General features: G+C 44.1%; 18 protein-coding genes. 4 read left to right on the forward strand and 14 right to left on the reverse strand.

The features are described from left to right. Nucleotides 1-99: 99 nt before the first annotated feature. The 8 genes from ACHUFZ_RS01515 to ACHUFZ_RS01550 all read right to left on the reverse strand — a co-directional run bounded on the left by ACHUFZ_RS01515 (nucleotide 100) and on the right by ACHUFZ_RS01550 (nucleotide 8564). Nucleotides 100-2196, reverse strand: coding sequence for a TonB-dependent siderophore receptor (locus tag ACHUFZ_RS01515; RefSeq protein WP_394125562.1), 2097 nt, complete (start codon nucleotides 2194-2196; stop codon nucleotides 100-102). 155 nt (nucleotides 2197-2351) lie between these two features. Beyond that, a complete protein-coding gene (locus ACHUFZ_RS01520) occupies nucleotides 2352-2804 on the reverse strand; it encodes a TadE/TadG family type IV pilus assembly protein (protein ID WP_394125563.1) in 453 nt (150 codons plus the stop codon). Continuing rightward, on the reverse strand, nucleotides 2801-3232 hold the full coding sequence (locus ACHUFZ_RS01525; protein ID WP_394125564.1) for a TadE/TadG family type IV pilus assembly protein: 432 nt from the start codon (nucleotides 3230-3232) through the stop codon (nucleotides 2801-2803). The genes ACHUFZ_RS01520 and ACHUFZ_RS01525 overlap by 4 nt, the downstream gene beginning before the upstream one ends. Next, nucleotides 3229-4503, reverse strand: coding sequence for a TadE/TadG family type IV pilus assembly protein (locus ACHUFZ_RS01530; RefSeq protein WP_394125565.1), 1275 nt, complete (start codon nucleotides 4501-4503; stop codon nucleotides 3229-3231). The genes ACHUFZ_RS01525 and ACHUFZ_RS01530 overlap by 4 nt, the downstream gene beginning before the upstream one ends. 133 nt (nucleotides 4504-4636) lie before the next feature. Further along, nucleotides 4637-6043, reverse strand: coding sequence for a histidine kinase sensor domain-containing protein (locus tag ACHUFZ_RS01535; protein ID WP_394125566.1), 1407 nt, complete (start codon nucleotides 6041-6043; stop codon nucleotides 4637-4639). 3 nt (nucleotides 6044-6046) lie between these two features. Then, entirely contained in the window at nucleotides 6047-6712 is a 666-nt protein-coding gene (locus ACHUFZ_RS01540; RefSeq protein ID WP_394125567.1) for a response regulator transcription factor, read from the reverse strand. 95 nt (nucleotides 6713-6807) lie between these two features. Continuing rightward, entirely contained in the window at nucleotides 6808-7587 is a 780-nt protein-coding gene (locus ACHUFZ_RS01545; protein ID WP_394125568.1) for an MBL fold metallo-hydrolase, read from the reverse strand. Between the two features lie 89 nt (nucleotides 7588-7676). Continuing rightward, nucleotides 7677-8564, reverse strand: coding sequence for a DMT family transporter (locus ACHUFZ_RS01550; protein WP_394125569.1), 888 nt, complete (start codon nucleotides 8562-8564; stop codon nucleotides 7677-7679). A 141-nt stretch (nucleotides 8565-8705) separates the two neighbouring features. On the opposite strand from ACHUFZ_RS01550, the gene ACHUFZ_RS01555 reads away from it, so the two are divergent. The 3 genes from ACHUFZ_RS01555 to ACHUFZ_RS01565 all read left to right on the forward strand — a co-directional run bounded on the left by ACHUFZ_RS01555 (nucleotide 8706) and on the right by ACHUFZ_RS01565 (nucleotide 11387). Next, complete coding sequence (locus tag ACHUFZ_RS01555) at nucleotides 8706-9407, forward strand: glycerophosphodiester phosphodiesterase family protein (protein WP_394125570.1); 702 nt, start codon at nucleotides 8706-8708, stop codon at nucleotides 9405-9407. Nucleotides 9408-9676: 269 nt separating this feature from the next. Then, nucleotides 9677-10072, forward strand: a complete 396-nt coding sequence (locus tag ACHUFZ_RS01560) for a SulA-like leucine-rich domain-containing protein (RefSeq protein WP_394125571.1) — start codon at nucleotides 9677-9679, stop codon at nucleotides 10070-10072. A 211-nt stretch (nucleotides 10073-10283) separates the two neighbouring features. After that, the gene (locus tag ACHUFZ_RS01565) at nucleotides 10284-11387 is read left to right on the forward strand and encodes a phosphoribosylaminoimidazolesuccinocarboxamide synthase (RefSeq protein WP_394125572.1); all 1104 of its coding nucleotides are present in this window, start codon (nucleotides 10284-10286) and stop codon (nucleotides 11385-11387) included. Nucleotides 11388-11450: 63 nt separating this feature from the next. Here the strand turns inward: ACHUFZ_RS01565 and ACHUFZ_RS01570 are convergent, their stop codons facing one another. Beyond that, nucleotides 11451-11984, reverse strand: a complete 534-nt coding sequence (locus ACHUFZ_RS01570) for an EF-hand domain-containing protein (RefSeq protein ID WP_394125573.1) — start codon at nucleotides 11982-11984, stop codon at nucleotides 11451-11453. 129 nt (nucleotides 11985-12113) lie between these two features. On the opposite strand from ACHUFZ_RS01570, the gene ACHUFZ_RS01575 reads away from it, so the two are divergent. Beyond that, nucleotides 12114-13022 carry a LysR family transcriptional regulator gene (locus ACHUFZ_RS01575; protein ID WP_394125574.1) on the forward strand — a complete coding sequence of 303 codons (909 nt, stop codon included), beginning with the start codon at nucleotides 12114-12116 and terminating at the stop codon, nucleotides 13020-13022. Here the strand turns inward: ACHUFZ_RS01575 and ACHUFZ_RS01580 are convergent. From ACHUFZ_RS01580 to gyrA, 5 genes are all read right to left on the reverse strand, one after another. Then, on the reverse strand, nucleotides 13019-13897 hold the full coding sequence (locus ACHUFZ_RS01580; protein WP_394125575.1) for a YjjW family glycine radical enzyme activase: 879 nt from the start codon (nucleotides 13895-13897) through the stop codon (nucleotides 13019-13021). The genes ACHUFZ_RS01575 and ACHUFZ_RS01580 overlap by 4 nt on opposite strands. A gap of 6 nt (nucleotides 13898-13903) precedes the next feature. Beyond that, complete coding sequence (locus ACHUFZ_RS01585) at nucleotides 13904-15445, reverse strand: YjjI family glycine radical enzyme (RefSeq protein WP_394125576.1); 1542 nt, start codon at nucleotides 15443-15445, stop codon at nucleotides 13904-13906. A gap of 153 nt (nucleotides 15446-15598) precedes the next feature. Further along, nucleotides 15599-17482 carry a methyl-accepting chemotaxis protein gene (locus tag ACHUFZ_RS01590; protein ID WP_394125577.1) on the reverse strand — a complete coding sequence of 628 codons (1884 nt, stop codon included), beginning with the start codon at nucleotides 17480-17482 and terminating at the stop codon, nucleotides 15599-15601. Nucleotides 17483-17681: 199 nt separating this feature from the next. Beyond that, nucleotides 17682-19457, reverse strand: a complete 1776-nt coding sequence (locus ACHUFZ_RS01595) for a putative bifunctional diguanylate cyclase/phosphodiesterase (protein WP_394125578.1) — start codon at nucleotides 19455-19457, stop codon at nucleotides 17682-17684. Between the two features lie 206 nt (nucleotides 19458-19663). After that, a complete protein-coding gene (gene gyrA, locus ACHUFZ_RS01600) occupies nucleotides 19664-22288 on the reverse strand; it encodes a DNA topoisomerase (ATP-hydrolyzing) subunit A (RefSeq protein WP_394125579.1) in 2625 nt (874 codons plus the stop codon). Nucleotides 22289-22405 lie beyond the last annotated feature (117 nt).

Raw genomic sequence — 22405 nt, forward strand, 5'->3', positions numbered from 1 at the left:
GACGCAAATTGCAATCGTACTTACAAATTATACAAAAAAAAGAGAAAGGCTAAGCCTTTCCCTCTTGTGTATTTAAAATACTACCACTCTCTCATAGTATTAGTATTTTATCTGCAGCGTTGCCATGTAGTTGCGACCTTCACCAATGACTACATCTTCTGCGTATTGGTGCTTGCTCGATGTAGAACCACCGCCCGCTAGGTAATCTGTATCGAACAGGTTCTCTACTGTTAAGCGTGCAACCATGTCTAGATCTGCATCATATTTGTATGTGTATGCCAGACCCATGTCGACGCGTGTGTATGCGTCTTTCTTGAATGTATTCGCTTCGTCTCCGTAGCGTGAACCTTCATAGATGACACCAAGGTTAACATCCATTTCGTTTGTCGCTGCATAAGTAGACCAAACGCTCGCAGCAAACTCTGGAACATCTACAGGTCGATTACCTGCGTATGTTTCGTGGTTTGTAATTTCCGCATCAAGATACATAGCAGAACCAGATAATGAGAGTTTCTCTGTCACAAAGCCTTGCGCCGACAATTCCGCACCACGGTGCTCTTGCTGACCACCCTGTGTCACAACATAGTCACCTGACGCTGGATCTTCTACATCTAATTCAATGTTTTCTTGTGTAATGTCGAACAATGCACCTGAAACAAATAGGCGGTTATCTAGCAACTCCCATTTTGTTCCTACCTCGTATGCTTTACCAATCGCAGCGTCAAGCAGCTCGCCTTCATTAATATAAGTGCGGCTACCACTGGTTACTTGGCCTTGAGGCTCGAAGCTTTCAGAGTAAGAAACGTAAACGCTACCGTTATCCGCTGGGTGATAAATCACACCTAGTTTTGGAGCAAGGTTTTCTTCTGCGACACCGTCTTGAACTTTACGGTCGAAACGCAAACCAGCAAGAAGTTGCCATTGATCGTTAATCGTCATTAGATCTTGTGCATAGAAGCCCCAAGTATCGTAACGCCCTTTCGGTGCAAGACTAGTCGCTCCTGGAACTTGTACTGGTACAGTTTCGTTTGGTGCATATTCACCTTTATTGAAGCTATCCATTCCACGCTCGTAGCTGTAACCTAACCAGTTACCACCTAGTAAGATCTTATGATCCATTCCAGCAAAGCGAGTATCTGCTGCTAAGTCTAAGTAACCCGTTCTAAAGCGCCATTTGTCATGGCGATAATTTCCGCCTTGCGTAACCGTGCCTGTGCCATCAGGGTTTAGATTGGCAAAGCTTGGGTAGCTCTCTACATCAATACGCTCGAAATCTTGGTAATTAAAGCCGGTGTTTAGGGACCAAACGTCCGTAAGCTGGGCGTTTACATTGAAGCCAACGTTCTCTACGTCATTCTCAATTTCAGACCACTGAGCATCCCAGATATGATCTTTGTTACCAACTAATTGACCATCAAGTGTATAAACCGCGCCAGAATCCACACTGCCTTTGTCATTAGTTTTATCATAGTGAACCGATACTGTTACATCATCAGTAACATCGTAATCAACGAACAAACCACCAACAAGTCGCTCAGTTTGAGGCTTAGAGCCGTCACCGTATGTTCTCCAAGAGCTGTAGCTCTCTTTCGAAATAATTGTGCGAGCACGTAGCGTTTTATCATCGTTTAGCGCACCACTCACATCAACCATGGTACGCGAGTGATCGTTAGAGCCCACATCTTGACTCACGTTGATTTGAGTTTCGTAAGTTGGCTTTTTAGTGACCATATTGATAAGGCCACCCGGCGCTGACACACCGTAAAGCAGACCTGATGGCCCCTTTACTACTTCTACGCGTTCTAGAAGCTCTACCGGCTGACGGTAGTGAGACCAGTGTTGATGTCCGTCACGTAGGAAACCTGATGAGCTTTGTACTTCAAAGCCACGTAGTGAGAAACGTTCACGGTTGCGGCTTGTACCACCAGCACTCACACTCGCATCATTTTTTAATACGTCACCAAGAGTACTTGCGCGCTGCTCATCAATGATTTGCTCATCGATGACTGCAATTTGTCCCGGAGTTTCAAGCTGAGTCGCCTCCATTCGCATCGCCGTGGCATTGGTATCAGCTTTGTAGCCGTAATCACGCCCTTCTACGACCATGTGCTCATCTGTTTTAACCGTTTCCGCAACCACTGCAGGAGTCGCTAATACAGCACCAATAACGAGTGCTAACTGACTCTTAGTGAACATAAATTTCTCCGTTTCTTTATATACAAAGCTTCTCGCTTTGCTTAGTCATTTATAACGAAACGAAATATAAGTGATAACCAATATCATTTGCATTAAATTTACAAAATTTACTTTGGTATGAATATAGTTAGCAAAAGAGGTGTGCCGCAAGGATGTTAGCAGTCAGTATCAGTATCGTTGGGTACTTGGCCTAAACTCTCACTTGGGATGGTGGTTTCAAAGCTCGGCATTGGGAGTACACCGCTATCACCAATAAATGAAAGCAGCGCAACAAAACGATAGTTTAGATCGGTAGCTCTCGCTCTAACAAATCGCACATCTTCAGCAACAGGAGTCGCTAGCACGTTACTTCCTTCGTCGAGATACTCGATAGTAATGTTGGCCTCTCCAACAGATGAAATATAACTGGTGTTGGCAACAAAGGTTTTTATACCAGTATCGTTTATTTCACAAACTGCAGCCATTCTAGCCGCTGCACGTACAGACTCACTCACCGCCTGCATTGAAAACATAAAATAGCCAATTGACGCGATCGCCAGCATGATCATCATAAGAAATGATGACATTACGGTGAACTCAATGATGGTAATACCTTTTACTTTTTTCATTGATCCAACCTCGCCACGGTGGCTGCATTCATAGGAACGGCCAGTGAAAATTCTGTATTAGGGATTTTCGTCGAGAAAAGAGGTTCAAATGTGTAGTTTGCCGAAACTGTAACGAATTGATTATTTTCACAACTCACCGTGACATCGGTAGTCGAAAGATTATCAATCAGTGCAGATGTGCCTGTATTCAATGTTCCATATACTACAAACTGTTTTACATCATTTTGTGCGTTCATCACTGGCCCACAGCCCGACATTTGGCTCAAGGTAGAGGCGTACCTCGCCCCCACTCTAACGGCTTTGTTCAGCGTATTCATCTCAACAAATACTCTAGCGATTTCCACGACCGCAACGAGTAGCAATAGCAAAATCGGCAAGCCAATGATCAGCTCCACCGCCGCTAGGCCTTTTTGTTTACGCAACATCATGAACCGCCTCCCACAGAGGAAGGATCTTTGTAAAGGACAATGCGCGTTATCCCTGTATCTGTATCTGAAACGCCCCCTTCAATTACTGAGCATTGCTCAATGAACTCACCAAAGATACTTTGTTGACCCTTTTTACCTGACTCTTGAGACGAGTCATAACGTTGCAGCATGAAGAAACAACCAATGCTGGTTACGGTAAATTCAATCTTACCGCCAGACTTAGTAGCAGAGTCACAGTCTAAGACCGGCACCGGAAGAACTCTCCGCCAAGCAGCGCCACCCGCTGATTTACAATCAGCATCATCTAAACACGCTTTGGTTTGCTCTACATATTCTGTGTAAGTCCACTTATCAGGTGAAGTTGACTCATTATGGTCCACAATATTATCCGTCGTAATAGCAGTATCAGGTTCTGTGATTACCAGATCCGGTGGGTAATAAACTCCATCAATGGTTGCACCGTCAAAGCGGCTATCAATATCTTCCGTTGCACCGACGGCGTTACCGGTTTCCGAATCAATTTTTTCTTCGACCGTAACCACTACGGTGTTCTTACCAACCAAAGCGTCACTGACCGTAGACTTACCGCTACCAATATCAAGTAAGTGGTAATTACCTGCGCCGAGCCCATCCGGGTCGTCCGACTGGCTACCAGACTTTATTTCGTAAGCTTTTGCAATTTCATAACCTGCAGGACCGACATCACTACCTTCACACATACCTATCGGAAGAATGTTTGAAGTACCATCAACAAAAACCGGGCCTGCGACAGCACTTGCCGATACCGTCTTCTCTATACCAAATAGATCGAGGAAGAACTCGCTAAGGCCTATTTCGGAAACTTGAACTCGCACATAAACCATGTCAGGAGAAGCTGGAAAAGTAGTCGAAAAACCACTATTTGGAGAGTCAGAATATTCAATTGACAAAAGATTGAGGCCATTACCATCATCAGTGGCAGTTAGCTCAATTTCATCGTTGCCGGGGGATTCAATGACTTTCTTGTAGGATTCGATGATTGCTGTATCGGTATCACTTTTCTCATTCGTTCGATTAGCAACTGTAGCCCCTGCCAGAGCAATAGTATCGACGGCATTTTGCAGGCGCGTCTTATTAACCACAAAGTGAGAAACATCTATAGAAAGAGCTGCTATCGTTATAAACGCAACCATGCTCATGGTCATAATCACCAAGGTCAAACCTCGCTGATTATGTATTCGGTTTGGGTACTGACGCATGTCCATAGCCCCCTTGGCCGATGCTTCAGCCAATATCACTAGTTCCCTAAAGTGTCATTCACCAGAAAATACGAGTGAGTCAACCCGCAATCATCAGTTCCAACGAATAAGCCACCAACACTAGATAAACTATAGTTCAATCTATCGGTACTGACTAAATTGATAACTAGATCTTGGTTCCGTTTTTTCTAGGCTTGTCACATGGAAATTGCAGTTCAATTCTTAACCCACCGTGACTGCAGTTTGACGCCTTCACTTCACCGCCAACTAACTTCATGGATTCTTTGACAATTGCAAGGCCAAGCCCATATCCCCCACTCTGTTTATCACGTGCAGACTCTAGACGCGTGAATGGCCTGAAAATCTCATTTAATTGGTTAGACGGAATACCCGGACCATTATCGACAACTTCAACCACGACCTTTTGCTCAAGCTCGATCGTCAATAAATATAAAGACACCTCAATAACGGCTTCTGGCCCAGCATACTTGATTGCATTCGAGATAAGGTTAGTTAAACAACGCATGACCAGACGTTCATCGGTCGTCACCATTGGCACACCATCACTTATGCGAGCGACTATTTTCTGAGTTTCGCCTAACTGTAGCTTGCTTTGCTCAATTTGGTTGGTCACCACCCCTTCCAAGCATATAGGGCGCAGGTTTGATTCATAACGCGCATTCTCGATACGACTAAATTCGAGAATTTCTCCAACCAAGCCATCCATTTCATCGACTTCTTTTTCTAGTCGTTCAACCAAGGGCAAACTGATATCAGAAGCCTTACTGCGTAATAGATGAAGCGCTAAATTCTGCCGAGCTAAGGGCGTTCTCAACTCATGAGATACATCTCGAATAAGTTGTTTCTGTCGCTCTGCTAACGCATGGATCTCTTGGGTCATATTGTCAAAATCACGCGCGAGATCATTGAACTCTGTAGTCTTAGAGTTCAGCTCCGAGACAACGTTAACGGAAAAGTCCCCCGACGCGAGTCGACGACTTGCCTCACGCAGACGGTCTAGAGGCTTTTGCAGCTTTCTGGCAAGTATCAATGAAAACAGCGCCAACATCGCAATCACAATAACCACTTTGCTGATAGCAAAATAAACGATAAAGCGATGCGCTGGATGTAGCTCACTTGGAAGTTGAACAACGAGTGTATTTCCCTTCACAAGCCTCACGCCAATCAAAGGCTTACTTACTCGGTCATTTAATGGACCATTAAGTTCGCGAAGAAAACGCAGCTTAAACTCAAAATGTGGATGCATTTGGCGATGAGAAAGCGGTTGGTTTTGCGCATCAAGGACAAATAAGTAGTATGGCTGTGCATTGCCCCAATCTGCGAGTTCGTCCATATCCCCTTCTTCAATCAGCACATTAGCTTGCTCGGCGAGCGATTCTATTTTCTGTTTCACTTGCGGCGGCACTTTTAGCACAGCCGAAACTAAAGCTTGTTCGGCGAGCGCCTGCAAAAGCACAATGCTAACGATGACCGCAGACATATAACTAAACAGTTGAAAGAAAAGCGAGTCTTTCCTCTTCGCTATCGCAGTGGGATAAAGCGACTGAAACATGGCTTAGTGCCCTACACTACCGACAAAACTATAACCTTTGCCACGCACTGTTTTGATGTGCTGTTTTGATAGTCCCGCCTCGATAAACTTGCGGCGCAAATTACTGATGTGCATATCTAGATTGCGGTCAAAGGGACTCAGCTCCTTCTTTAAAACTTCAATCTGTAGCTCAGCTTTTGATATCACCAAGTTTTCTCGGCTGACTAAATAGCTTAGTAAATCTGATTCTGTGCCTGTAAGGGGTAAGCTTGGTATTTGAGAGGCAATGCCATCTTTATCAAGCTGATAGGAATGCCTTTGTTTTTCGAGACCAACACGACGAAAAATCGCTTTAATTCGGGTTAGTAGCTCAGGCACTTTAAACGGCTTAGCGATGTATTGATCTGCACCTGACTGGTAACCGTCTAATATTGAAGCCTCGTCATTGAGTGCAGTTAGCATCAAGATTGGCGTCGCAAAGCGTTGGCATATTTTTCGCGCAACTTGCATACCATTCAGTTTTGGTAGCATCACATCAAGTAACACTAAGTCTACTGAGGTCTTTTCTATAAACTGAAGTGCACTCTCGCCACAATGGACACTATCTACCTGATAGCCTTCGGCTTGTAATACATCAGTGAGTAACTCACATAGCTCGATATCGTCATCGACAACTAACACTCTGGACATGAGAATAACAGTACAATTGAAAAAGGTTCGCATTCTAATCTTGAAGCACGATAAACACAATCAAGAAACGATAGAATCTCCAGCCTAACTGACCGTTATTTGTTTTTGATCATAAGCTTTCGCCACGTTACTGCTCCTAGCAGACTACGTAGCTTAACTTTTGTTGCTCTCCAATGAGTGGTTGGCGTGCGTGGTGCTGTACTGAGTAAATGATGAAACACCTCACTGGTAAACTGCACTTTTCCACCATGAGCAACTAACAAAACATCAGGTTCAAGGTTATATACGCGCTTAATGGATGCTTTGTATTGGTTAGGATGAAAGACAGGGAATGGAGAAACCAATTGTTTTTTCACCTCAACCATCAGATCAGCTACGTAAAGGATACTCTGCTTTTCATGATGAAGTGATAAATCGCGGTCGGTATGCCCCGGCGTTTCTAGTACTTTCCAATCTTCGAAATCAGGAATACATTGGCCATCAGACAACTGAATATCTGGGCGTAACTTGCGTGAATACCACAGATTTCGCTTTGGCCTTCTCTTTCTGTTTGCAACCCAACGCGCGAGTGCTATGTCAGTGAGATGCATAACAAAACCATCGATTCCACCATACCAATGAGAATCGCGCTTTGCTGAGACAATCTTACAACCAGTTAAGATTCTAAGCTTATGGGCTGCGCCCGCGTGGTCTGGGTGCATGTGGGTAACAACGACAACGGATAAATCCGAGAATGGCCGCTGTAGTTCATGGGTGATGAACTGTTTGATGTATGAAATGTCTGCTCGAGAAGCTCCATCAAGAAGCATTAACTTGTCGGAGTACTCCGCTAAATAGATTGTTTGGATATATCCGTCAATGGCATGAAGTTTCACAGCTCACCCTGTTAACATTTAATTTACAAAAACGATAACAAGGTGCCACTGCTTAGGAAAGAGTAATCACTCTAATATGTGAACAAGGTTTATTGCGATGATGATCGCTTAACGAATTTCAGTAGCTTACCGTCAGTGCGATAGAAAATAAGCGCCAACAAGATCAAGCTACAACCAATCAATTTATTTCTGGAAAGCTGCTCGCCATACCAAAGTATGCTCAAGATTACAGTCCAGATTGGCTCAAGCAACATGATAAGAGCAGCATTGCCAGGATTACACCCCTTCTGCCCTAGCGTTTGCATCACATACCTCAAACTGGTTGCCAGCAATGCACTCAGTGCAAACCAACCCCATATAGATGTCTCGACATGCGTTGGTATGGTTTCAAATAACGCAGAAGCAATGAGTGCAATAATACCCGTAACACATAGCTGAATCGCAGTCAGCAAAAGCACTGGTATCTTTTGGGCCAGTTTACTGTTCACATTAAAATGCAGCGCAAGTAGACAAGCATTGGCCAAAAACCATATTTGACCAGCTGAGCTATTCCAGCCATCGGTTAAAGAGAGCATCGCCAAGCCACTAACCGCGATAGGCATCGAAATCCAAAACGCACGTTTAGGTCTTTCTTTATAAAGCAACCAAGCAATGATTGGCACGATAATCATCGATAAGCTGACGATAAACGCCCCTTCACCCAAGGTTTTACTGATCGAAATTGCGTGTACCCAGCTAAGTAACGCAAACGCTAGGATCATCCCTCCGCCGACAGCTTGCGATAGTAATTGAAGCGTCAGTTGACGCACTTGCTTAAAACAGAGCGGTAGTAAGCAGATTGAGGCAACTAAAAAGCGCAATCCTACGAAACCAAAAGGCGGTAATCCTTGGATGGTTTCTTTTGAGAAAATCCACCCAAGTGCTGCCAATGCAGTGGTTGCAACGAGTATCCAAGCAGCTTTATTTTCAGCGTTCAAAGTCGAGTCTCTTTATTGTAATTATTTTATAATTTATGAGCCGATAGTGTCAGATTCATCAACGAATAGCTACGACTTATCTACTCAAAATTCTCATTTAGGGGTACTCTATGTAGCACGACTATTCTATCGAATTTCACTATGATTATTGTTGGGCACCGAGGCGTAGCAGGACGCTTTCCCGAAAACACGTTAGCCAGTATTCAAGAAGCTTTGACACTTGGTTTAGATTGGGTTGAAGTCGACGTTCAACCGACATTGGACAACCATTTGGTGGTATGTCATGACCACACTATCGACCGTTGTTCCAATGGCAGCGGAAGAGTCGATGAGCTTACCCTAGAGCAGCTCAAGCAGCTTAATTTTGCCGCACGCTTCAAGTACGACGTCGAACACCAGACACTCTTAACCCTCGACGAACTTTTGCAGTTTGCCACAAGCCATCAATTAAAATTAAACATTGAGATCAAAATCGATAGGCACTGTGCTAAATCTGTATGTCAGCTAATTAAACAAACGTTAGAGTCACACCCGATTCATGCAGATCACATCGTGCTATCCAGTTTTAATCATGACGTCATCAGACATTTGCATAAGATGCTCCCTTTCGTCCGTTTAGGTGTACTCAGTGAACGCTTGAAACGTGCAGATAAAAATCTATTGGCGGAAGTCTCTGCGTTTAGCTGTAACCTGAACTATCAATCGGTAACCACCAAACAGATCTCACAGCTAAAGCAGCAAGGCTATCAGGTATGGTGTTATACCGTGAATAACCCTAATTCTTTGCGAAATAAACACGGGCTAGACGCAATTTTTAGCGATTACCCAGAGCGCTTCCTCTAATCATTCAACGCCTCTTCTTCGTACAGTGTTATACAGGACTACTGTATAACACTGTGTAAAATCACGTGCGCCTTATCACATTTCTTGTTTTCCCCTGAATTCTCCAATCCAAGCCAAATTCAACTTAATCCACATATATTCAATCACTTACAGAAAAACTTACACCTAGAAATGTGAGTTTTAGATGAAAAAACAGGCAAAAACACTTGATCATAAAACCAAAAATAACTACTGTATAGACATACAGCATGTACAAAGGAACAGTTATTATGATTCAGGCACAACACACAGCTCGCGCATTCTCTAAGTTTAATGTTCTTGCTCAACCGACTCAGCCAATGAACATTGACCATTCTACGCTACATCGTCTCGCTGGACTGTCAGGTCAGAGCCAGTGGATCTTATTTACCTCTGAGTGCCCTCGTCCTAATTACGACCAGTTTGCTGCGTCTCATATTAGCTGCCAAAAGATCATTCAGATGAAACCTTCTCATACTCAGAGCGAGTTTGAGATTGTCAAAAAAGCCATTCAATCAGGTAATGCGAGTGCTGTAGTCGCATCAACCAATATTGCTGCTGTTGAACAAAGCTTACTGCACAATTTGGCCGAACAGTTCCAGTGTGAAGTCTTCTTCGTTGAGGGCAGAGTTAACCAGTACCATTAACAAGCTCAACGATAGTCACTGCCTTTTGCCCCCTCCCTACGAGGGGGTTTTCTTTTTTGGCCAATCATCAAGCGAACTTTAAGCGATAAGTAAAAAATTAAGCAAACGTTTGCTTTTTCTCTGGTAGCCACAAATAGTTCTGGTATCATGCGACTCAAATCCATTATCTCTAATGATAATTTCCACGTTGCTTTAAGATAGGAATGTCTAGATGAGTCTCGCTGACCAAGTTCTTGCCGTAAATGATGATCTTCCAATTCGTACTGATAAACCGGTTCACAGTGGCAAAGTTCGCTCTGTATATTGGCTAACAGAAGAAGACAGCAAACGTCTGATTAAAGAGAAAGGCTACGACGTAGCACCAGATGCCCCACTTGCTATCATGGTGATCAGTGATCGCATCTCTGCATTCGATTGTATTTGGCACGCAGAAGGTGGCTTAAAAGGCGTACCGGGGAAAGGTGCTGCACTCAACGCGATCTCGAACCACTGGTTTAAGCTCTTTAAAGATAGTGGTCTTGCTGATAGTCACATTCTAGATATTCCTCACCCATTCGTTTGGATTGTCCAAAAAGCCAAACCAATCATGATCGAAGCGATTTGTCGTCAATACATTACTGGTTCGATGTGGCGCGCATACGAAAAAGGCGAACGTGAATTCTGTGGTATTGAATTACCTGAAGGGCTTGCAAAAGACAAAGCACTGCCAGAACTATTGATGACTCCTTCTACGAAAGGTATTTTGAAAGATATCCCTGGTGTGCCAGAAGCTGACGACGTCAATATCACCCGCCAAAACATCGAAGACAATTTTACAGCATTTAATTTCTCAAAGGCAGAAGATATCGCCCAGTACGAGAAGCTGCTGCGAGAAGGCTTTGTCGTTATCAGTGATGCACTTGCTCAAGTTGACCAGATTTTTGTGGATACTAAGTTTGAATTTGGCTACGTTCATGACGCGGCTGGTAACGAAAAGCTTATCTATATGGATGAAGTCGGCACCCCTGACTCATCACGTATTTGGGATGAAAAGGAATACGAAGCAGGCAACATTGTCGAAAACTCTAAAGAAGGGTTCCGCCAGTTCTTGCTAAATCACTTCCCTGATCCAGATATCCTGCTAAATAAGGAACGTATGGATGAGCGTGAAGCGTTAGCACGAGACAATGCTTTGCCTCTCGAAGCGCTTCAAGATATCTCGCGTACCTATATTGGTATTGCAGAGAAAATTACCGGTCAACCAATCAAGTTAAGCGACAATCCTAAGCAAGAGATCATTGATATCTTAAGCAAGGAATACGGACTGATTGATTAACTGATCTCATGCTCAAAAAGAAACGCGCTCCGTACAAATCGGAGCGCGTTTTTATTGTCTAGCTTATTTGTCTTTACCGCCTTTATTACTACCGCCGCTGTTGCCTCCACCACGATTACCGCTGTTCCCCTTATTGCCACCATTTCCTTTATTGCTGTTACCTTGACTGCTACTAGAGCTACTGCTTTCGCTGCGACTTGCTGCTTTCGCTTCTCTAGCCTCTTGCTTACTGATTTTCAGCTCTCCAGTACCGTTGCCAGGATTTGAGTATTTCGCATGCGCCGCAAGCTCTTCTTCGCTAACAAAGCCATCTTTATCTTTGTCAAAAGAAGCAAACGCGCTTATACCACTTTCGTTTTCAGTGTCGGCTTCATCCTCATCGCTACCTTCTTCCTCTTCAACAACCTCACCCTCAGCACCAAGCCGAAACGCGTTGAACTCGTCAGCGGATACTAGCCCATCACCATCGGTATCCATTTCTTCAATACTCGGCGGGGTTTTGGTTCGGTTATTGTCTTCGTCAACTTCTTCTTCCGCGTAGCTATGTACTGTAACCATTGCTAGGCCTGCAACTAGAAGTGTCATTAATTTGTTCATTGCCGCTCCTCCTTGTCCTTATAACAAGTGTAGCCCACTAACTTTCGGCCGATTAGCAACGACAAACTCCTACCATTCCAAGCAAGATAAGGTTATAAATAGCGAGTTCCTCCTAACCCCGTGACTTGTATGGATTACCTAGCCCTTTCACGCATCAGTTTGAAGCATTTGACTGCATTCCACGTCCTGCTAAGTACTTATAGTGTGACGACCACAGCCAGTATTTTGTGTGTTACTCCTTCGAGTATTAGTAAGACACTTGGGCAGTTACGCGAACAGATGAATGATGAGCTTTTCTATCGAGATGGCGCGCAATTAGTCCCTACCGCTTTTGCTCTTAGCATTGGTGCTGAAGTACATAAGATTTTATCGAGCATGAATGGCATTCTTCACCAAGGTGAATTCCAACCGAGTGATTTCACTGGTGAGATTTCTCTTTCAATGCGAGAAAGTACTTTTGAGCTGTTTGCAGACAAAATTGCCAGCATATCTCAGCAACTTAGCACCTCACGTGGGATTAAGGTTTACGCCAAAGAGCAAGCAAGCTTTGACGCACTAATAAGAGGTCAGGTCGACTTTATGATATTGCCTCACGATATCAGTCAGCCTCCGACTCGCAGTCGAGACTTGATGTGGAAGCAGATTGTATCTGACGAAATGGTCTGTTTAATGGTTAAAGATCACCCACTGGCTGAGAAGCAGCTATCCATTGATGATTACCTTGCCTATCCGCATATTGGCATTTTGGATAAAGATCTTGCCGAGCCTTACTTCGAGCTGAACCTCACGCAACAACATGGTTCGCGTAACGTTGTTATTTCAGTCGCTGACTTTGGCGCCGCCGCGGTGATGTGTCATCAAAGTGATTACCTGCTGACGTGTTCAAAAAGATGGGCTGAACAGTCAAGACAAGCAAAGGGATTGGTGAGTAAACCACTGCCTTTTGAATATGGCAAAGTCGGCTATAGCTTAGTGTGGAACCAAGCTAGCTTGAACGACCCTGCACTGCAGTGGCTGTATCAACAGTGGGCAGATTAAGTGTAAACTGAAGGTAGCTGGATCTTGTGCTCTACGTCTTGTGCCAATAGAGAATGGAATCGATTCATCTCTTGTTCTGAACACTTGTCCCACTCTAGTGCTTCGCCAACAACCCCATGATGTTGAAATGCGTTTAAACGAATTACTACCTCTTTAGGTAGCGATCGTATCAGTTTAATGATGCTGACTATTTCACTATCGAGATCGCTCTTGCTCGGAATGTGCAACAAGCGCAGTTCGTGCAACTTACCTAGCTTAGCCAAACTTTTTACCGATTCGATAACCCGATGATTGTTTTTACCCACCAGCCATTGGTGAGTTTCGCGCTGCCAAGATTTCAGATCGATCATTGCTCCATCAAGCACATGGTTCACTCGCTCCCAACCCGTTGGAGATAAGTCACCATTGCTATCGATAAAACACGTTAGGTGCTTTAGGCTTTCATCCGATTTTATTGCTTCAAACAATTGAATAATAAACGGAAGTTGTAATGTTGCCTCGCCGCCTGAAACCGTTATACCGCTAATAAATATACTGTGATGCTTTATCACCGCCACCATTTCAGACACCGTATATTGACTTATCTTCGGACTGGATTTATAGCGACATACCTCGATGCAGTTATCGCAATTGGTACAAGCTGATGCGTCCCAAATCACCTCTCCTTTTTCATTCAAACTCAGAGCACTGCTTGGGCATGACTCGACACAATCTCCGCAATGATTACAGTGATTGATCGTATGCGGGTTGTGGCAATTGCGGCAGTTAAAATTGCACCCTTGAAGAAAGATGACCAGACGATTGCCTGGTCCATCTACACAGGAAAAATTGAGAATTCGACTCACTTTAGCCTGTTTTTCTGGCAGCATAGTCATCGGTTTCTATTCGTAAACTGGTGAAGATTCCATACTCACTACACGCGGCGCTCTATCTAATATCCCTGTATTTTTGGCCGCTTCAGCACCTAAGAAGGTTGTATTCTTGCGCGAGCCCTCTTGTTCAAACTTATTGATATCAGAGAGTTTAATCATATAACCCGTTACACGAACTAAATCGTTCGATGCCACGTTGGCGGTAAACTCACGATAACCTAGGTTGAACGCACCTTTACACAAGTTAAACATCGCTTCTGGGTTTGATTTCACCGTTTCATCGATAGTCAGAATATCGCTGATTCCCGAGGTGTAGTATTTATGCTGCTGAGCAGTTGCTTGTACGTAGGTCACTGGATCTGGCTCAGTTCCATAAGGAATACGAACGCCCGGTGTCACATCTTCATCTAAGCTGATCCCACCTTGAGCATGAAGCAGCGCTTTACCATCCAAGCCGTATTTCACCGGCGTTGTATCAACGAGGTGCGCAAGCTTTTCTGAAATGGCTAATGCAAGACGATTCGCTTCTTCACTGTGCCCGTACTTACCCTGTTTACCTTCTTTTTCAAGTAGAGTATTGACCGCTTCAGCCATGCCATAGATACCAAACATTGGAGCAAAACGGCTCTCCTCAATCAGCCCTTCTGTGGTTAAAAAACCTTTAAAGAAGTTAGACTCTTCGTGCAAATGCGTGCTGCGTGCGTCCATCAGTTCTGCCATCATCTGACTATAATGAGGTAAAACAAAATCAAGGAAATGATTAATATCTTTGGCGTGAACCGCGACCTTTTTAAGGTTCATACGTACAAGCGTATTTGAACCACCCGCCAAAGGTAGTGAGTTATAACAACTCACAATACCAAACTGTTTATCACCATACGCCAATGCGTGCATCGGGTAGTTGGCAATATGAGGCTTACTACATTCGCAAATATTACTCGTCGCTTGTCTTAATAGATCATCAGGCGTTACTTCGGGGTCGTACATAAAGGTTAGGTTTGGCGCAATCTGTTTAAGCTCCGCATCAACACGCAAAATAGTACGGCAAATAACGTTGTCAGTTGGACCAATATTCACGTGCATGAACGCATCAGGCAATGTGCGATCAAGCATGACCCAAAAACGCTTCAACTTGGTATAGATTTGCTGTTCATCGAGATCACCCACGTATGGTAAAAGCACGTCATCCAATTGCCCCAAATAAACAGGAATATTGGTCACTGAAGGAACATGATGGTAGATGATGGTTAGTAGGTTTAGTGCATCATCGAAATCTGTTGCGGCATCAAGTTCAAGGTAAGCTGAACCTTGCTTTAGGAACTTAGCGTAATCAGGCAACACATAACGCGGTTTAAATGGTGCATGCCCTTCAAACATGTCGCATAACACCCCCTCTTCCAGCGCTTGGGCAACATCTGTCGAAACCTGCATGTAAGGTAAACTGGCTTCGGCCTCTAGAGCCAAAAACTGGTTTTTCTGTTTAGGGGATAAGGTCGCATCGGTAACAATTTTTGATATGCGCTGTTGAAAAGCAATGTGGCAGTCAGACATGGAGATATTCCTTATTATTTTTAAGGATTTTATCTAACCTTACCCGTGTCCACTATTGAAAATACGTTCAGCTATAGTTTCCATTTTGGAAATATAAGGCTCAAAAAAAGCCTCGATAATTCGAGGCTTTTTATTCATTCGAGTTAACGCTGATTATAACTTAAAGCGTTGAATCTCTTGCTCTAGTTCATGAGAAAGCTCCGACAGCTTAGCTGCTTGATCCGCCGCATCATGCGCTTCATCGGCTAGCTCATTCGAAACATCGCGAATACCCACTGTATTGCGAGTAATTTCAGATGTCACCGACGCTTGCTCTTCGGCTGCAGAAGCAATCTGGGTTGCCATGTCACTAATACGTTCAACAGCCGTTTGGATTTGCGTTAGGCTCACTGCAGCTGAATCTGCGTCTGTTACGCTGGTATCCGCTAGCTGACGGCTATCGCCCATAATGCTTACCGCTTTGCCCGTCGTACCCTGCAAAGTTTCAATCATCTGCTGGATCTCTTGCGTTGACGCATGAGTACGCTGACTCAATACGCGAACTTCGTCTGCAACAACTGCGAAACCACGTCCTTGCTCACCCGCACGAGCCGCTTCGATTGCTGCGTTAAGTGCGAGTAAGTTCGTTTGCTCGGCGATGTCTTGGATCGTAGAAAGAATCGTGTTGATACTATTTCCGTGCACTTCCAGCTCTTGAATGACTTCAGTCGCTACTTGTACTTCCGTCGCTAAGTTTTGGATAGAGCTTTGGGTTTGTACTACTTGCTCACCGCCATGCACACATGCAGTCACCGCTTCAGAAGAGTTCTGAGCTGTGTTATCCGCGTTGCCTGCGATTTCTTGAGTTGCAGCGGCCATCTCATTGATCGCGGTAGCAACCATATTGATTTCGTCTTGCTGAAGACGAATGCGCGCACTACGCTCTTCTGCTTGTTGAGCCGTTTGTTTTGACTGCTCAGACAAAGAGGCAGAAACCACACTTAGCTTCGTCACCATCTCGTGCATATTGCCAACAAAAGTATTGAAGTTTGTCGCTAGTTGACCCACTTCATCATCACTACGTGGTTCTAAACGCTGAGTTAGATCGCCTTCACCTGATGCAATTTCTTCTAGAGCATCAGACACTCGAACTAGGTCGCGGAACAAGAAGTTCACTAACCACGAAACAACCGCGATAACAATCAGTGTGATTACGATAGCGGTAATGATAAGGCTTTGTAGAAGCTCTGTATGTGCCGCTTCTTCTGTAGCGCGGTCCATTTCAATCGCGAAGATCCAGTCAGTGCCTTCGATCTTGCTGAAGAAGTAAAGTTTTTCTTTGCCACCACGTTCAATGATCTCGATTGAACCACTGTTTGCTGCATCTTCGATAGCATTTAGGTTCAACTTCTTCGACAACGTTGTTACCGGCTTAAGCGAAAGCGCCTTATCAGGATGCGCTAAGAAAGTACCATCTTGGGTATCAATCAACATTGCGTAAGCGTTGTCGCCTGCGTCTAGGCTGATCACATCGTTGATTAGCTGGTCGATCAATACGTCAGCACCCACAACACCAACAAATTGGCCATTGCGACGCACTGGTTCAGCGATGGTCACCAATAATGCATTAGTGATGGCATCTTTATACGCTGTCGTTACGATCTGCTTGCCCGCTTTATTCGCATCGATATACCAAGGACGTAAGCGTGGGTCATAATCCGCTCGGTTACGCTCAGGGTGAGAACGGTACATACCACCTTCTGGAGTACCTAGGAAGATGTCGTCAAAGCCGCCAGCTTTACGTGCTTGTTGAAGGAATGGAACTACATCCATCTCTTCGCTGTAATCATTGAATGCGGTTGCGATATTTTTACGGATCTCGATCCAGTCAGAAATACCTTCAGATGCTGCGGTCGCTAGGCTCTCCGCTCGTGAGTAAACACCATTACGTGTTTGTTGAAAAAGTTGGTCAGCAGATAGCCAAGTTAATGCGCTCGCCATTAGCACCACAGCTAACAAGCTTGCGCCAATCAGTTTCTGTTTCAAAGAAATTTTCATAGTGTCAGTAAAAGGTTTGGGAACAGTTAGGGAGCGGTGAGTTTACAAGTAAGAAAACACTTACGCACGAAAAATCGACTGTTTTTCGAAAATTTGATAGGTACTTGTATTTGTGGCATTTTTATGGCGTCAAGGGCCTGACCCTTACTACGAATTAATTCATCGCCACGCGCAAAAAGTGACGATAAATTAGGGAGAATTATCGATTAAACAACTGTACAAATTCTGAAGGTAAGATCGGTTTAGAAAACAGATAGCCTTGGTATTGGTGGCAATTTTCACGGTTTAGCAACTCTAATTGCTCACTATGTTCGACCCCTTCAGCAATGACGGTCTTACCAAGGTTGTGTGCCATCTGAATAATGGTTCTGACGATCATATGATCGGTGGCCTCTGCCACACAGTCATCAATAAACAACTTATCAATCTTAATCGTATCGATTGGTAACTGCTTAAGATAGTTTAATGATGAGTATTCAACGCCAAAGTCGTCTATCGCAATAGAGACTCCAATCTCTTGCAGCTTTTGACAGGTATCAGCAACGCGTGAGTACTTATCCATCATTGCTGTCTCTGTAATTTCAATTTGCAAACACCGAGAAGGAAGTTGAAATCTATTCAATGTTTCAGCAATAAACGGATAGATATCATCATGGGCAAATTGGACACTTGAGACATTGACTGAGATACATATCTCATAGCCCTGTTTGCGCCATTCACTCGATTGTTTAATCGCTTGTTCAATGACCCAACGACCAATTGGGATAATCTGGGCCGTTTTTTCGGCTACACCGATAAAATCACAAGGCGGCACAAAACCTAAGTCTGGGTGCTCCCAGCGCAACAACGCTTCTGCTCCCACTATATCTTGAGTATTGATATCCACTTTTGGTTGATAGACCAAGTACATCTGTCGATTATCAAGAGCACCTTTTAGCTCAGTTTCCACTTGGTGATCATGAATGGTTTCATTCATCAACTCATCGTCATACCATTGGATAACGCCGTCACCTTTGCGCTTACTCTTCGCCAGAGCAACATCGACATTCTTACCCCATACCTCAATATTGTTTTGCGCATCACTCAGCATCGCAATACCCGCATAGTATCTTAGTCGATGGGATGTGTTCCTAATTTGACAAACACTATCGTAGTTGGCCTCTAGCCCTTCAATCAGATTATTAATATCACTTCGATTATCATCGGTACATTTGATTAGCGCGATGAGGTCATCACCACCTAGGCGATACAACTGGGTCTGCTCCCCAAGTAACTGCTTCATCAAACGAGAAAAGCTGAGTAATAGCGCGTCGCCATAACCATAACCTAGCTCGTCATTAACCTTTTTAAGATTATCTAACCCAATCTGCAAAACGGCGTAATCAACTGTGTCACTGACTTTTAATTCATTAACGACATTAAAAAAGGCTTTCCGGTTCGGGAGCTTGGTAAGGTAGTCCGTCAGACTAGCTTCTTTATATAAGTTGGATTGCTTTTCAGACTTCTGCTGAAAATAAGTCATGATGGTGGCGAATATCGTAATAAATGCCACTTCTATAGCATCTTCTATAAACTCATCAAACTCTTCGGCTGGTAAGTCGACCCAATAGCTCACGATTAACACTGCCCCTATAGCAATTGGCCATAGTGATCCTGGAAAAAGTATGATGTAACACAGCGGGAGCCCAATAAATGCTTCTTCAATAGCATCGAGTTCTAGCGGTTCAACAAACCCACCTCCAAACAAGACGATAAGAGAAATGATGGATGCGCCGACTTTAATGCGAAAATTATTAGAGAAGTAAGCGACAAGCATCGAGACGGGAAACAGTAGGTAAAACCAACTGACTATTTGATGCTCGGTAATCAGAGTATAGGAAATCAGATAGACGGCGATTAAGTAGACCCCAGTCAATATATACGTGATGACTTGGTTATTGGCCACTTGTGACACGCTACCCTTCCTTTTATGCATAGAACATCCTGCTTTCTGTACTTATTCGCTCACTCCATAATAATACGAAACCACTCATTACAGAACACCGTTTTCTTGATAGTGATCCCATTTATTTTGTTATACCTATGCAAACTCAAAATTCGTTGTTCTAAAAGTGCTCTTTTAAATTTAGTCAAAAAAAATGCCGAACATAAAGTTCGGCATTTATAAATTAGAGCGAAGTATTATTCTTGAGAGTCTTCATCACTTTGCGCTGGAGCTTCTGACTCTTCAGAAGCATTCACTACCTCTTCCGATTCTTCACCTTCAACTAACTCAGCTTCTTCAACTTCATCAATGCGTTGTAGACCAACAACATTCTCATCTTCAGCAGTACGGATTAGCGTTACACCTTGTGTATTACGACCCACTTGGCTTACTTCCGCTACACGAGTACGAACTAGAGTACCAGCGTCGGTGATCATCATCATCTCGTCGCCTTCTTCTACTTGTACCGCACCAACTACTGGACCATTACGATCAGAGACCTTGATAGATACAACGCCTTGTGTCGCACGACCTTTAGTTGGGTACTCTGCAAGCTCAGTACGCTTACCGTAACCATTTTGCGTCACTGTTAGGATATCGCCTTCGTTTGAAGGAACGATTAGAGACACAACTTGGTCATCATCCGCTAACTTCATACCACGAACACCCGCCGCAGTACGACCCATAGCACGTACTTTATCTTCACTGAAGCGTACAACTTTACCTGCTTTAGAGAACAGCATGATATCGCTGTCACCGTTAGTGATATCAACACCAATCAGTGAGTCTTCATCACGTAGGTTAACGGCAATTAGACCGTTTGCACGTACGTTCGCGAATTGATCTAGAGACGTCTTCTTAACTGTCCCGTCACCTGTAGCCATGAAGATGAACTTCTCAGGTGAGAACTCATCTACTGGTAGGATCGCTGTAATACGCTCGCCTTCTTCTAGAGGAAGAATGTTGACGATTGGCTTACCACGAGCAGTACGACTTGCTAATGGTAATTGATACACTTTCAGACGGTATGTCTTACCGCGAGTTGAGAAACATAAGATGTTGTCGTGAGTATTCGCAACAAGCAAGCGCTCGATGTAATCCTCTTCTTTCATCTTAGTTGCACTCTTACCTTTACCACCACGACGCTGTGCTTCGTAATCGCTTAGGATTTGGTACTTAACGTAACCTTCATGAGATAGCGTCACAACAACGTCTTCACGTGCAATCAGCTCTTCCATATCAATATCATGGCTTGCTGCAGTGATTTCAGTACGGCGAACATCACCAAATGCATCACGAACTGTTTCTAGCTCTTCACGAATCACTTCCATCAGACGCTCAGTGCTTGCAAGAATATGCATTAGCTCTTTGATTTCGTCCAATAACACTTTGTATTCGTCAAGGATCTTCTCGTGCTCTAGGCCCGTTAATTTGTGTAGGCGTAGATCAAGAATCGCTTGTGCTTGTGTCTCAGTCAGGTAGTACTGACCGTCACGGATACCGTACTGCTCTTCCAACCAATCTGGACGAGCCGCATCAGTACCAGCACTTTCAAGCATTGCAGCAACGTTACCAAGATCCCAACCACGAGCAACTAAGCCAGCTTTTGCTTCAGCAGGCGTTGCTGCGTTACGAATCAGTTCGATGATCTCATCAATGTTCGCAAGTGCAAGTGCTAGAGCTTCAAGGATATGTGCACGATCGCGCGCTTTCTTAAGTTCGAAGATAGTACGACGTGTTACCACTTCACGGCGGTGATCAACGAAGCACTTCAACATATCTTTTAGGTTGAATAGCTGAGGCTGACCATTGTTCAGTGCAACCATGTTGATGCCGAAAGTCGTTTGCAGTTGAGTTTGTGCGTATAGGTTGTTTAGAACCACTTCGCCCACTGCATCACGCTTACATTCAATAACAATACGCATACCGTCTTTATCTGACTCATCGCGTAGTGCACTGATGCCTTCTACTTTCTTATCTTTAACCAGTTCAGCAATTTTCTCGATTAGACGAGCTTTGTTAACTTGGTAAGGAATCTCAGTAACAATAATGGTTTCTTTGCCATTCTTGTCAGCTTCTACTTCCGCTTTAGAGCGCATGTAGATTTTACCGCGGCCAGTTTTGTACGCGTCTACGATGCCTTTACGACCGCTGATCAGCGCTGCCGTTGGGAAGTCAGGACCAGGAATGTAGTCCATAAGCTCATCAATAGTGATTTCTTCATTATTGATGTACGCAAGACAGCCATCAATCACTTCGCCAAGGTTATGTGGCGGGATGTTGGTTGCCATACCTACCGCGATACCCGAAGCACCGTTAACCAGTAGGTTAGGAATTTTCGTTGGAAGAACTGCTGGGATTTGTTCAGTACCGTCGTAGTTAGGTACGTAATCAACAGTTTCTTTATCTAGATCAGCCAAAAGTTCGTGGGCGATTTTCGCCATGCGAACTTCGGTGTAACGCATTGCTGCCGCTGAGTCACCATCGATCGAACCGAAGTTACCTTGACCGTCGACCAGCATGTAGCGTAACGAGAAAGGCTGAGCCATACGTACGATAGTATCGTATACAGCGCTATCACCGTGTGGGTGATATTTACCAATTACGTCGCCAACAACACGGGCAGATTTTTTATATGGTTTATTCCAATCATTACCTAGTACATTCATCGCGAACAAAACGCGGCGGTGTACAGGCTTTAGGCCATCACGCACATCTGGAAGAGCACGACCAACGATTACTGACATCGCATAGTCTAGGTATGAACCTCGAAGCTCATCTTCAATGTTTACGGGCGTGATCTCTTTCGCTAGATCGCTCATAGAGCCATTATCCCTCTATTTATAGATCGTATGTACAATACGCTTAAGGTGCAAAAATATAACATACAATTCAGTAGTTCGGCATCACTTTCCCTCTCCTTTTATAAGGTTGTGAGC

It is taken from the genome of Vibrio hepatarius, from assembly GCF_043642085.1.
Taxonomy (GTDB): domain Bacteria; phylum Pseudomonadota; class Gammaproteobacteria; order Enterobacterales; family Vibrionaceae; genus Vibrio; species Vibrio hepatarius_C.